The organism is Maritalea mobilis, assembly GCF_019800885.1.
Lineage (GTDB): Bacteria > Pseudomonadota > Alphaproteobacteria > Rhodobacterales > Rhodobacteraceae > Roseibacterium > Roseibacterium beibuensis.
This window is the reverse complement of the sequence record NZ_JAHVKE010000001.1, coordinates 916,018-928,952: the sequence shown is the minus strand read 5'-3', so window position 1 is coordinate 928,952 and position 12,935 is coordinate 916,018. Positions and strand designations below refer to the sequence as shown.

The 12,935-nt window shown below is 66.0% G+C and carries 11 protein-coding genes; 5 read left to right on the top strand and 6 right to left on the bottom strand.

Features of this window, described 5'->3' with window-relative positions; all coding sequences use genetic code 11:
* The first annotated feature begins 36 nt into the window (after window positions 1-36).
* The 4 genes from KUV65_RS04465 to KUV65_RS04450 all read left to right on the top strand — a co-directional run bounded on the left by KUV65_RS04465 (window position 37) and on the right by KUV65_RS04450 (window position 3,421).
* On the top strand, window positions 37-480 hold the full coding sequence (locus KUV65_RS04465) for a DUF1499 domain-containing protein (protein WP_222187916.1): 444 nt from the start codon (window positions 37-39) through the stop codon (window positions 478-480).
* Between the two features lie 63 nt (window positions 481-543).
* Entirely contained in the window at window positions 544-1,617 is a 1,074-nt protein-coding gene (prfA, locus tag KUV65_RS04460; RefSeq protein WP_222187915.1) for a peptide chain release factor 1, read from the top strand.
* A 112-nt stretch (window positions 1,618-1,729) separates the two neighbouring features.
* Window positions 1,730-2,569 carry a peptide chain release factor N(5)-glutamine methyltransferase gene (prmC, locus tag KUV65_RS04455; RefSeq protein ID WP_222187914.1) on the top strand — a complete coding sequence of 280 codons (840 nt, stop codon included), beginning with the start codon at window positions 1,730-1,732 and terminating at the stop codon, window positions 2,567-2,569.
* Window positions 2,570-2,839: 270 nt separating this feature from the next.
* Window positions 2,840-3,421, top strand: a complete 582-nt coding sequence (locus KUV65_RS04450; protein ID WP_222187913.1) for a DUF4167 domain-containing protein — start codon at window positions 2,840-2,842, stop codon at window positions 3,419-3,421.
* A 54-nt stretch (window positions 3,422-3,475) separates the two neighbouring features.
* Here the strand turns inward: KUV65_RS04450 and rsmA are convergent, their stop codons facing one another.
* The 6 genes from rsmA to lptF form a co-directional block, all read right to left on the bottom strand.
* Window positions 3,476-4,318 (bottom strand): 16S rRNA (adenine(1518)-N(6)/adenine(1519)-N(6))-dimethyltransferase RsmA, encoded by an 843-nt coding sequence (gene rsmA / locus KUV65_RS04445; RefSeq protein ID WP_222187912.1) that lies wholly within the window; start codon window positions 4,316-4,318, stop codon window positions 3,476-3,478.
* A 152-nt stretch (window positions 4,319-4,470) separates the two neighbouring features.
* Window positions 4,471-5,463 (bottom strand): 4-hydroxythreonine-4-phosphate dehydrogenase PdxA, encoded by a 993-nt coding sequence (pdxA, locus tag KUV65_RS04440; protein WP_261331667.1) that lies wholly within the window; start codon window positions 5,461-5,463, stop codon window positions 4,471-4,473.
* Window positions 5,464-5,467: 4 nt separating this feature from the next.
* Window positions 5,468-6,715, bottom strand: a complete 1,248-nt coding sequence (locus tag KUV65_RS04435; RefSeq protein ID WP_222187908.1) for a peptidylprolyl isomerase — start codon at window positions 6,713-6,715, stop codon at window positions 5,468-5,470.
* A gap of 132 nt (window positions 6,716-6,847) precedes the next feature.
* A complete protein-coding gene (locus tag KUV65_RS04430) occupies window positions 6,848-9,028 on the bottom strand; it encodes an LPS-assembly protein LptD (protein ID WP_222187906.1) in 2,181 nt (726 codons plus the stop codon).
* Window positions 9,025-10,119: an LPS export ABC transporter permease LptG gene (gene lptG / locus KUV65_RS04425; protein ID WP_222187894.1), complete on the bottom strand. Its 1,095-nt coding sequence runs from the start codon at window positions 10,117-10,119 to the stop codon at window positions 9,025-9,027. The genes KUV65_RS04430 and lptG overlap by 4 nt, the downstream gene beginning before the upstream one ends.
* Complete coding sequence (lptF, locus tag KUV65_RS04420) at window positions 10,116-11,255, bottom strand: LPS export ABC transporter permease LptF (RefSeq protein WP_222187892.1); 1,140 nt, start codon at window positions 11,253-11,255, stop codon at window positions 10,116-10,118. Before lptF ends, lptG begins: the two co-directional genes overlap by 4 nt.
* A gap of 213 nt (window positions 11,256-11,468) precedes the next feature.
* On the opposite strand from lptF, the gene KUV65_RS04415 reads away from it, so the two are divergent.
* Window positions 11,469-12,935, top strand: coding sequence for a leucyl aminopeptidase (locus KUV65_RS04415; protein ID WP_222187890.1), 1,467 nt, complete (start codon window positions 11,469-11,471; stop codon window positions 12,933-12,935).

Genomic DNA, 12,935 nt, shown 5'->3' with positions numbered 1-12,935 from the left:
CTTGACCGTCGCTTCCCGCACCCCACCTGAGGTTCCATGCGTATCCTGTTGATCATCGCCGCTCTCATCCTTATCGCCATCGTTGCTGGAGCGATCTATTTTCGCCAGGTCTCCATGCCGGCGGAGGATTGGCACGTCGAGCCGTCCGAGGTGACGCCGCCCTCGACGCCGAATTACGTGCTGTTGGTCGGGGACGACGCGCCGCGCAACGGCGGCTCGCTGTCCGAGACGGCCGCGATCCTCGAACAGGTTGCCGCGGCCGATAACGCGACGCTGATCGCGGGCGACTTGGCCGAGGGCCATGCCACCTACGTCGTGCGCACACCCCTGATGGGCTTTCCCGACGCGGTGTCGATCCGGTTGGTGCCGGAGGGCGATGCAACCCGGGTCGAGATCTTTTCACGCTCACGCTTCGGAACCTCCGACCTTGGCGCGAACCGGGCGCGCGTGACCCGCTGGACCGAGCCTCTGGCCCCCTGACCGCGCGTTGCGCCGCGTCAAGCGCTCTTGACCGCGCGGGCGCTGCACGGCACTTCCACATCCATGCAGCCCGCCAATCTCCCACTCGATCGCCTGCGCCAGATCACCGACCGGTTCGAGTATCTCGAAGCGCAGCTCAATGCCGGGCCCGACCCGGACAGGATCGCCGAAATCAGCCGCGAATACAGCGAGCTGAAGCCGGTCGTGGCGCAGATTGCCGCCCATGATGCCTTGCGCAACGGCATGGAGGAGGCCGAGGCGATGCTGGCCGATCCCGAGATGCGCGACCTCGCCGAGGAGGAAATCGCCCGCATCCGCGAAGAGCTGCCCCGCGCCGAACATGCGCTGCGCCTCGCGCTTCTGCCCAAGGATGCCGCCGATGCCCGCCCCGCGATGCTGGAAATCCGGCCTGGCACCGGCGGGGAGGAGGCCGCGCTTTTCGCGGGCGATCTGCTGCGCATGTACACCCGGTATGCCGAGGCGCGCGGCTGGACGGTCGAGATCGTGGATTTGCAGGAGACCGAGCTGGGCGGCATCAAGGAGGTCACGGCGCGGATCGTGGGCGAGGGGGTCTTTGCCCGGTTGAAATACGAATCCGGCGTGCACCGGGTGCAGCGTGTGCCCGAAACGGAGTCGGGCGGACGTATCCACACCTCGGCCGCCACCGTTGCCGTCCTGCCCGAGGCCGAGGCGGTCGAGATCGACATTCCCGCGCAGGACATCCGCATCGACACCATGCGGTCGTCCGGGGCCGGGGGGCAGCACGTCAACACCACCGACTCGGCGGTGCGCATCACCCATCTTCCCACCGGGATCGTCGTTACGAGTTCCGAGAAATCCCAGCACCGCAACCGCGAGATCGCGATGGGCGTGTTGCGGGCGCGGCTCTATGACCTGGAACGACGCCGCGCCGAGGAGGAGCGTTCCGCCGACCGCAAGGCGCAGGTCGGATCCGGCGACCGGTCCGAGCGCATCCGCACATACAATTTCCCGCAAGGCCGCGTGACCGATCACCGGATCAACCTGACGCTCTACAAGCTGGGCGAGGTGATGGGCGGCGATCTCGATGACGTCATCGACGCGCTGACCGCCGACGCGCAAGCGCAGATGCTGGCCGAGATGGAGGGGCAGGGGTGAAGGCAGGTCAGTACAGCGCCCCGTCGTGCCGCCGCCCCCCGGAGCCGAACCGGGCTGACCACCGGCGCGCGTTTGCAAGAGTCCGCCACGGTGGCGGGCGCAGGCCGGCCCCATGACGATGACGGGTGCAGTCTGGCTGCGGATGGCGGTCGCCCGTTTGGCCCCGTTGATCGGCCTGCCCGAGGCGCAGCGTGATGCGCGCCTGATCCTGCGTGCGGCAACCGGCTGGTCTGCTGCGCGTCTTCTCAGCGAGGCGGGCGACCCGCTTGCAGCCTCCGTCGAAGCGCAGGCAGAGGCGATGCTCGACCGTCGTGCCGCGCGCGAGCCGCTCGCCCAGATCCTCGGGCATTGGAACTTTTATGGACGCGAATTTGCCGTCAGCCGTGCCGTGCTTACCCCGCGTCCCGATACGGAAACGCTGATCGACGTTGCCCTGTCAGCCCCTTTCGCGCGTCTGATCGACCTCGGGACCGGGTCGGGCGCGATTGTTGTCACGCTTTTGGCCGAGCGTCCTGATGCGACCGGGCTTGCCACGGATGCCTCGCCCGAGGCCCTTGCGGTGGCCCGAAGAAACGCCGAGGCCCACGGCGTTGTCGATCGCCTGACCTTGCAGCAGGCCGATTGGTGGGAAGGCGTCGATGGCGCCTTCGACCTCATGCTGTCGAACCCGCCCTACGTGACCGCGCAGGAGTACGCGGGCCTCTCCCCCGAAGTGACCCGATATGAACCGCAGATGGCGCTGACGCCCGGCGGCGACGGCCTCGCGGCCTATCGCGCGATCCTGTCGGGCCTGGGTGCGCATGCCGCCAAGGGCGCCCGCCTGCTCTTTGAGATCGGCGAAAACCAGGGCCCTGCATTGCTGGACCTGATGGCCGGGGCGGGGCTTGCGGATTGTGGTCTCCACCCCGATATTAACGGAAAGGACCGCGTGGCCTCGGCCCGAGTGCCCTAGGGTTACGCGGCAAGCGGTGCCGATCCGACACGCGGATGGGCAAAATGCCGCTTCTCACGGCCAAATATGGCGAAAACGTCGTTTTGGCCTTGTTTCGCGCGGGTTTGCGTGCTTACTCGAGTCAAGCGGGCGACGCGGCCTTGGCCGCCGCCGGCGCATTTGCCAGAAATCGCGGACCTGTGTGCTTGCACGTCGGTTCGTCGCACCAGCGGATCGGGGCATGGGCCTCGTCCCTTTGCAAACCCAGGACAACTGGATCAAAGAACCAACATGAGATCATCTAAGAACCGTTCGCGGTCCAAAGGGAACCGCAACCGCTCGGTCGGCAACATCGTCAACCGTGTCTTTGACAGCTCCGGCCCCGAGGGGAAGGTGCGTGGCACCCCGCAGCAGATCATCGACAAATACAACCAGCTCGCGCGCGATGCGCAGCTGAGCAACGACCGGGTCGCGGCGGAAAATTTCCAGCAGCATGCCGAGCATTACCTGCGGATGCTGGCCGAGGCGCAGCGCGAGCAGGAAGCGCGCCGCGAGCAGCAGCAAAACCAGCAGGGCGGCAACCAGCAAAAGGGCCAGGGCGATCAACGCAAGGGCGATCAGCAGGCCGAGGGCGACGAGCCCAAACAGGACAGCAAGTCCGAAGCCAAACCCGAAGCCAAGAGCGAGGGCGATCAGCAAAAGCCGTTTGACGCCGTGATCGACAATTCGGACAACGACTCCGGCCTTGTCGAAACGCCCGAAAGCAAGCCCAAGCGCACGCGCAGCCGCCGCAAGCCAAAGGAAAGCGCCCCGACCGCCGAGGCCGGCGGCACCGAGGGCGGCGATCAACCGCCGCAAGAGGCCGCTGAATAAGCACAAGCGTCTGACCGGATTGAAAAGGCCGCCTCACGGGCGGCCTTTTTGGTCTCAGCCTTTTGCAATCTCGCGGGCGAGGGCGCAGAACCCCTCAAGGGGCACCTGCTCGGCCCGGTCCGTGGGCTTGATCCCGGCGGCACGCAACCGCTCCTCGATATCCGGGGCCACGCCTTTCAGGCTGGCGCGCAGCATCTTGCGCCGCTGGTTGAACGCCGCGGCGACTACCCGGCTCAACACGTCCGGGTCGGCTGGAAAGCGCGGCTCGGGCAGGGCGGTCAGGTGAACCACGGCCGAGCGGACCTTGGGGGGCGGGGTGAAGGCCTCGGGCGGCAGGCTCAGCGCGATCTTCGCCTCGGTCCGCCATTGTGACAGGATCGCCAGCCGCCCGTAAGCCTTCGACCCAGGCTGCGCCACGATCCGCTCGGCCACCTCGCGCTGGAACATCAGCGTCAGCGAGGTCCAGAGCGGCGGCCAGGCGGGCGGCGTCAGCCAGCGCACCAGCAACTCTGTCCCGACATTGTAAGGCAGGTTTGCCACCACCTTCACCGGCGGGGTCAGATGCGCGGCCCAATCGACCTCAAGCGCATCGGCGTTCAGAACCTCCAGCCGACCCGGATAGGCTGCCGCGATCTCTGCCAGTGCGGGCAGGCAGCGGGCGTCCTTTTCCACGGCCACGACGCGCCGCGCGCCTTCCGCCAATAGCCCGCGCGTCAACCCGCCGGGGCCGGGGCCGACCTCCAGCACGTCGGCGCCTGTCAAATCGCCCGCCACCCGCGCGATCCGCGCCGTCAGGTTCAGGTCCAGCAGGAAGTTCTGCCCCAGCGATTTGCGCGCGGACAGGCCGTGTGCCGCGATGACCTCTCGCAAGGGGGGAAGATTGTCGATGGTGCTCATGCGCCCAGATGCGCAGAAGCCGGTTCCCGGCGCAAGCATCTGCCCGCAGGCTCCAACCTGCTGAATCTTTATCCTTCAAATATGCAAGATGCCGAAGGCGTCTGCGCCGGAAGGGGCTCGATGCCCCTGACGGCGCGGTCCCTCGACGGGCCCTAGCGTCGCGCGCTGCGGGCGATGGCCATCTCGGCCGCCATCTCCAGCGCGGCGATCAGGCTGGCCGGGTCGGCGATGCCCTGGCCCGCGATGTCGAACGCCGTGCCATGATCGGGCGAGGTGCGAATGAAGGGCAGCCCCAGGGTCACGTTCACCCCCTGGTCGAAAGCCAGCGTCTTGATCGGGATCAGCGCCTGGTCGTGATACATGCAGATCGCCGCGTCATAGCGGGCGCGGGCCTTGGCGTGGAACAGCGTGTCGGCGGAATGCGGCCCCGACAGCGCCAGCCCCTCGGCTTTCAAGGTCTCGATCACCGGGCCGATCAACTCGATCTCTTCCATGCCCATCGCCCCGCCTTCACCCGCATGCGGGTTCAGACCGGCGATGGCCAGGCGCGGCGTCTCGATCCCGAAATCGTGCCTGAGCGCGGCGTCGGTGATGCGGATCGTATCCATCAGCAAGGGACGGGTCAGGGCCGCCGGCACGTCGTGCAGCGCGATATGGATGGTTGTCGGCACCACCCGCAGGTCGGGCCCGGCCAGCATCATCACCACGCGGTCGACGCCGCCCAGATGGGCGAGGTATTCCGTGTGGCCCGGGAAACGGAACCCGGCGCCGTCCTGCAAGGCCTTCTTGTGGATCGGCCCGGTCGTCAGCGCCCCGGCCTCGCCCCGCATCACCAGGTCGACGGCCCGCGCGATCGCGTCGATGACCGCAGAGGCATTTTCCGCCGATGGCCGCCCGGGCTCACGCGCGGCGGGAAAGGCATGAGGCAGGACGGGCAGGCCATGGAAGATCGCCGTGTCCGCCTCAGCCGCGGCATGGATCGGCGCGATGGGCACGCCGAGCCCTTCCAGGTGTTTCGGATCGCCCAGAACGAAAAAGGGCAGCCGACCGGACAGGCGGCTCCAGGCCGCGGCGGCGATCTCGGGGCCGATGCCGGCGGGTTCGCCCAGGGTCAGGACAATCGGGGCAGGCTGTGTCACCGACAGCGCCTCAGCCTTCGGTGTAGAAAATGATGGCGTCCGCGCGCAATTCCTGCAGGTAGCTGGATGCGAAGGCTTCCAGCCGCTGCGAGAACAGGGCTGCACGCACCTCTTCATAGGCGGCGTCCGGCACGTCGTAATTGCGCTCGCACAACATGGTCATCAACAAAACCGCGCCCTCTCCGCGTGTCACCTCGGTCGAGAACTCGTTCTCGTCGAGGCGCGACAAGGCCACGGCGATGTCGCTGGGGATCTCGCGCACGGCTTGGGTCACGCGCTCGAACCCGCCCGGCAGCACGCCGTAGAAATCGTCGCAGGTATCCACCTGGTCGCCGAGGCGCTGTGCCTCGGCCAGCGCCTCGGCGGTGCGCCCGCCGGGGATGGCGATGGTCAGGTAATCCACGGAGGACACCTCGGGAGCGGCCACGGTCGGCTCGCTCAGGCCGCGCAATTGGAACAACGCCACGGCGTTGCCAAGGTTGATCGGCTCGGTCACCTGCCCGACGGACATGCTCATCATCATCTGTTGCAATTGCGGCGGAAGGGCCGTCAGCGGGCGCCAATCGGTCAGGCCGCCATTCTCGCGCGAGGAGGCGGCGGAAAACCGGCTGGCGGCTTCCGAGAAGCGGCTGGTCGAGCCCTGGACCTGCGCGCGCAGCCGGTTCAATTCGCTGACGAGGTTCGCCTGGTTCTGCGCCGTGATCGGCACGATCAACTCGGCCAGTCGCACGCGCATTCCGCCGGTGTCGAACCCTGCGGCAACGGCGCGCTCGACTTCATCTTCGCCGACCTCGGCCTGACGTCTAAACCGCGCACCGACGACATTGCGCCAGGTGATCCCGTTCGCGACGAAATCCCGGAAGGTCTCGGGCGCCACGCCTTCCTCGGCCAGTGCGCGGATGAACTGCTCGGGGCCGAGATTGGCGCGGGCGGCGAATTCTTCGACGCCGGCCTCGATCTGTTCTGCGTCCGCAACCAGACCCATCATCTCGCCCGCTTGCCGCTTCAGGCGTTCTTCGATCAGGGTTTCCAGCACCTCGTCGGCGCTGGTGTTGGGGGCGTTGAGAACTTCGAGGAACTGCTGACGTTGCCGGATTTCATAATAGGTGACGATATCGTCATTCACACGCGCCGCCGCCGAGAACGGGCTTTGCGCCGTGACCGGCAGGGCCATCACGAGAAGCATCGCCAACCCCGCCGTCACAAGGGCAAGGAAGGGGATCGGCATGAAGCGCGGTGTCTGGTGAAACTGGGTCATACGGTCTGCTCTTCGTCTGCGGTGCGGCATCGGCCGGAGGCCTGGCCCGGGGCCGCGCCGGCGGTCTTGCGTTTCGTTCCTCGACACATGGCCCTGCAAGGGGGCGCTGTGCAACCCCTCATGACCCATGCGTCATTGTCGGCAGGCGCGCGCCTGACTGCGGCCCTCGCGCGTTGCGCCAAAGCCGCTCAATGATACGGTCAGCCCGAAGGACGTGGCCGGTTCCAGGTCGCTGGCTGTCGTATAGCGGCGTGACATCGTGAATTCGACGTCCACGCATTCGTTCTGGTAGCCGATGGACAACCCGGTGCGGGTCGGTTCACCTTCCTCGAAATCGTAGCGCCAATCGACACCGGCTTGCCAGAAATCGTCGATCCGGTAACTGGCATCGAGCGCCCATTCGGACAGGTCCTCGTCGCGCCCCTCGGCTTGATCGGCCTCAAGCCAGATATAGCTGGAGGCAAGATCGTAGTCCTCATTCGTCCATGTCAGGGCGATCTCGTTCGACGTGAAGTCGAAATCGCTGTCGAAAATCGCGCGGTTGATCAGGCGCCACTGGTCATCAAGGCCGACATGGGCCGCGAAGAGCCAGTCGGACTGCAACCCGTCAAGGCCCGACCCGGCGGTGAAAGGGTTGATTTCCTCTTCGCGCAGAACGAGGCCCGCCGTAATGCCAGCGGACCATCCCAGCGGGTCGGTGCGGGTGTAGTTGAGGCCGATATTGGCCCGTGTGCCTTCCTCGCGCCGGTCGGAGCCGGGGTAACGGTCCAGCGCAAAGAGATTCGCCTCGTCGAATTCCACGATGGCGCTGTCTTCCACGGGGACGCTGTCGCCTGTCGTGCGTGACCATGCCAGCTGAACGACCGGCTCCAACAAGTGGCTGACGCCGTTGGCTGTCACGTTCTGGGTCGGCCAGCGTAGTTCGATCTGACCGTAGGGCGTCACGCGCGTCGTGGTGCCGTTCAGCGCCGGATCTTCGGACACGCTGTAAAGATCCGCGAAGAGCGCGGCCTCGTAGGTCAGCAACAGGCCTGCGGGCAGGACGTGAGAGCGCTGCCAGTCGATGCCCGCCGTTAGGCGCGAAACGTCGGTGCCAAGCGGCGGCGTTGATGGATCGAGTGGGACGGTATAGCCGATCTCGTCAGACGGGCGGGCATAACTCATCGCTTCGAGGCTCAATTCGGCGATGCCGCCGATCAGGTCCGGACTAAAGCGGCGGGTGTAGCTGGCCTGGGCCACTTGGGTCGTCAACTCGTCGTTGTCGACGCCGTCGCGCAGGGAATTGTAGAGCGTGCCACCGGCTTCGAAATAGCTGTCCGCATCGACGCGGCTGATGCGCAGGAAGCTTTCCAGAAGGTCGGGGTCGTCGAAATCGTATGTCGTCAGGTAGCCGTCGTCGGTGACGGCCTCGAGCGCGAAATCCAGTTCAAGATCGCGCGGCAGGTCGAAATGGCCATAGGCGAACACGAAACCGCGCAGGTCGTCGTCGGTCAGGTCGTCGGCGGTGATCGCGCCCGTCGCGCTGATGCCGCCATTGCGGAAGGCATGCCGGTAGCGCAACTCCACCGTCTGGCTGTCGCCGGTGCCCAGCCATGGCGTCAGCGTCAGGTCGGCATGGTCGCCCAGCATGATGAAATAGGGCACCTGCAATTGCGTCCCGGTCACATCATCCGACCGGATCGAGGGCGCGAGGAAGCCGGTTGCCCGGTTCAGCGACGGATCCGGCAGACGCATCTGCGGCAGGTACATGACCGGCACGCCGATCACGCGGAACTGTGCGCCTTCGAAATAGAGCTGCTGTTCCTCGGCGTCATGGATCACGCGTTCGGCGCGGATTTCCCACAGCGGGGTCGGGTTGTCGAAACAGACTTCGCAAGAAGACGCGACGGCCTGGTACATCTGGGTGTAGCGCCCGTCGGTGCGGTCGATCTGCGTGGCCGCGATCTGCAACTGCCGATCCAGCACCAGCCGTGCCGATTGCAGCACGCCGTTTTGCAGGTCCGCCGAGAGGTCGGCGAAATCCGCGACGATAATCGTATCGCCCGTGCCGTCGATCAGGGTGATCGGACCTTCGACCGTGATCTGGTCACCGCTCTGGCTGTACGTGATGGCGCTGGCGCGCAGCCGGGTGCCCTGCCAGAACACCTCGACCCCGCCGCGTGCGGTAATGGCCTGTCCCACGCTGTCGAACTGGATGTCATCGGCGATCAGGGTTGCGGGCACGCCTTGAGCGCGCGTTCCGTCCAAGGGGGCGAACGCGATCAGCCCCGCGGCAAGGGCCGTCGTCACGATATGACGCGCGCGGCGTGTCATCCGTCCTCCGTATGCAACAACAGCCCCACTGCCAGCAGAATGGCAGCCACGGGGGGCGCCCAAGCGACCAGCGTGGCGGGCAGCTGTCCGGTCTCACCAAGAACTTCTGCGAAATCTCGGATAAAGAACACCCCGAATCCAAGTAAAACCGCACCCAAGACCATTATTCCCGTCTTGCCGAAGCGCGTATGCCGCATCGTGAAGCCGGCGCCGATCAGAACCATGGCCGATAGCATCAGCGGATTCGACAATTGCATCTGTAGCCAGATGCGATGTTGAACGGCGGCGAACCCGGCGGCGTTCAACTGCGAGATGAAGCCGGGCAACTCGTAGATCGGCACCGTCTCGGGCGCGCCGAAACTGTCGCGAATCTGCTCGGCCGTGAGCGTCGAGGGCAGGACGAGCCGTTCAAACCGCTCGGCGGCGGCCTGCGGGTTCTCGGCGCCCGCGATGGGCCAGAGCGTGACCCCCGTCAGGTCCCAGGCGCCGTCTTCGAGAAGCGCCTCGCGCGCGGTGATCCGCTGGGTCAGCAGGCCGTTGGCGTCGAACCCGTAAAAGGTGGCGCCGAACAGATGAGTGCCGTCCGAATTGGTCGCGTCGGCATGGATCACCGTCTGGCTGTCGGGCGTGCCCTGCCGCAGCCACAAGCCTTCGTCGCTGACCGAGAGGGTGCGCTCCTCCAGCCCGCGCATCCGGGCGAAGCTCAGATCGTATTGCCGCGTCGTGGCCGCCACGATCGGGTTAAGCACCGCAAGCGCCGCGACGCCCAGCAGGAAGGCCACCGCAACCGGCGAGGCGGCAGACCGAAGGGCCGAGCGACCTGCCGCGCGCACCACAACCAGTTCCGAGGTGCGCGCCAGCCCAAGGAACAAGAAAAGCGTTGCGATCATGACGAAAAGGGGCAGCCAGGCATAAAGCGCGCCAGGCAGGTTCAGCAGCGAAAGCTGGAACACCGCGCCCAGTCCGTTGTCAGGCCCGACGCGCCCCAGGTGTTCGGCAATGTCGATGGGCATCAGGATGCCCACGAAGACCGCCACGACAATGAAGAGCGCACGCAAGAAGCGACGGGCGATATAGAGATGCAGGATCATGCCGGCACCGCCCTGATGTGGCGCATCAAACCGCTGCGCCGCCGTCGGCTTAGCCCCGCAAGCACGAGCAAGGCCAAGGTGATCGCCGCGGCAAGCCCGGCCTGCAAATAGGCCAAGGGCCAGAGCGACGGATCGCGCGTGGCCGTCGCCTCGGACCAGTTCCAGACCACCTGCAAAGGCACGATGAGAACGACCGCGATCAGGATCTGCCGCCAGACCCCGAAGCGCGAGAAATGCCCCAGCATCAGCGTCGCGGCGGCGATCAGGGGCGGAAACATCACGAAGAGCGCGCGCCCGATCCGGTCATGCCCTTCGTAGAGCACATCGGCCAACGGGTCGCGCAGGGCCTCGGCCAGCGTTTCATCGGCGAAGATCAGCGTCAGCGTCGAAAGTTCCCGCGCATCAAGGCGCCGCGTCCCGCCATCGGCGATCAGGGCACCGATATCATAGGTGAAATCGGCAAATTGCACCGTCGAGAGGCGCCCCGTTTCACGGTCCAGCGACTGCGCCATCCCGTCGAACATCACAAGCCGCGGTCCGGTTTCGGACCGCACCAGAAGGGCGGTGGTGGCGGTGTAGGTCACCTCGACCGTATCGGCCGACGCATCTTGCAGGAACAGGTCACGAAACTCGCCCAACTCGGTGATCTCGCGGATGTAGACGGTCAGCCCGTCCGCCGGGTGGATGAACTGCCCCTCGCGCAGGAAACGGCCCGTGACATCCTCGCCCACTTCGGCGCGGCGGTCATTGTATTGGCCGCGTGCCGCCGGGGCGAGGACATTGGCGAGGATCAGCACGAGGATCGTCAGCATCATCCCGAACAGGAACACCGGGCGCAGCAACCTTGCCGCCGACAGGCCGGCGGTCTGCAACACCACCAACTCGCTTTCGTTGATCATCCGGTTGAAGACGTAAAGCGTCGCCACGAAGCTGGATACCGGCAGGACCATCAACATGATCTCGGGCAGGCTGAGTGCGGTGAATTCCAGGAACACCGACAGGTTCTGCCCGTCCGCGATCAGCGCATCGAACAAATCGATCGCCGCCTCGATCCAGTAGACGGAGACGAGGACGAGGCTGAAAAAGCCGAACAGCACCATAAGCTGCGCAAGGATATAGCGGTCATACCGCCCCACGCCGTTTCGCCCCCATCGTCTGGCACTTCCCTTCCTCGGATCGTCGGCACGTGGCGCAAGGACCCCAGATGATGCGCCCGGTGGCAGCCGAACGCGGTTATCTTGTTTTAATCCAATTCCATCGCCGCCGTAAGGGTGATCTGGCCTTCCGCCCATCGCCGCCCTAATGTCGCGACAAGAATGACACGCTGACCTGAGCAGGGGGCCTTGGCCATGACGACGCCGATCACCATCGACTTCACCGAAACCGATCTCGACGCGCTGAAGGACGCCGGGGGCACCCTGGCCGTGATCGTCACACCCGAAGGCAAGCTGGACCCCGCCGCGCGCCGCCTGAACCGCCTGACCAAGGGCATGCTGGCCCGGCTGGTCGAGGCCGATCGGTTCGCCAAGGCCAAGGAAGGGGATGCGATCACGATGGCGTTCCCCGCCGGGATGGCGGCCGACATGCTGGTGGTGCTGAAACTCTCGCGCCGCCCGTCGGTCGAGGACGCGCGCAAGGCCGGGGCATCACTGGCCAAGGTGCGCGGCAAGGGCGCGCTGACGCTCTGCGCCGGATCGACCAACAAGATCGAGGAACTGGCCCTCGGCCTCAGCCTGCGCAGCTACGATTTCACCGACCACAAGAGCGGTGACAGCGACCCTGCCGAGGGCGCGAGCATCATGGTCACCAAACCCGATGCCGCAACCGAGGCCTGGGCCGACAAGGCCGCGCTGGCCGACGGTGTGTTCTTCACCCGCGACCTCGTGAACGAACCCGCCAACGTTCTGACGACCGAGGAATTCGCCGAGCGCCTCAAGGCGCTGTCGGGGCTGGGGGTCGAGGTTACCGTTCTGGAGGAAGACGAGCTTGAAAAGCTCGGGATGCGCGCCCTTCTGGCCGTCGGGCATGGGTCCGAGAGCCCCTCGAAGGTCGTGGTGATGGAATGGAAGGGCGGCGGCGACGAGGCGCCGCTTGCGCTGGTTGGCAAGGGTGTCGTCTTTGACACGGGCGGGATCAGCCTGAAACCCGCGGGCGGTATGGAAGACATGACCATGGACATGGGCGGCGCGGGCGTCGTGGCGGGGGCCATGCGCGCCATCGCGCAGCGCAAGGCCAAGGCCAATGTCGTGGGCCTTGTCGGGCTGGTGGAAAACATGCCCTCGGGCCGGGCGCAGCGTCCGGGCGACGTGGTCAAATCCATGAAGGGCGACACGATCGAGGTCATCAACACCGATGCCGAGGGGCGCTTGGTGCTCTGCGATGTGATGTGGTACGCGCAAGAGAAATTCGCCCCCGCCGGCATGGTCGACCTGGCGACGCTGACCGGCGCGATGATCATCGCGCTGGGGCATGAGAATGGCGGCGTCTTCTCGAACAACGATGCGTTTGCCAATGCCTTCCTCAAGGCTGCTGCCGCCGAGGGCGAAGGCGCGTGGCGCTTGCCGATGGGACAGGCCTATGACGACCTGCTGAAAAGCCGCATCGCCGACATGAAGAACGTGGGCGGGCGCGCGGCGGGCTCGATCACGGCGGCGCAGTTCCTCGGGCGTTTCGTAAAGGAAGACACGCCGTGGATCCATCTCGACATCGCGGGGGTGGCCAGCGTGAAATCCGAAACGATGCTGGCGCCGAAGGGTGCGACGGGCTGGGGCGTTCTGGCGCTCGACCGGCTCGTGCGTGACAATTACGAAGGGTAG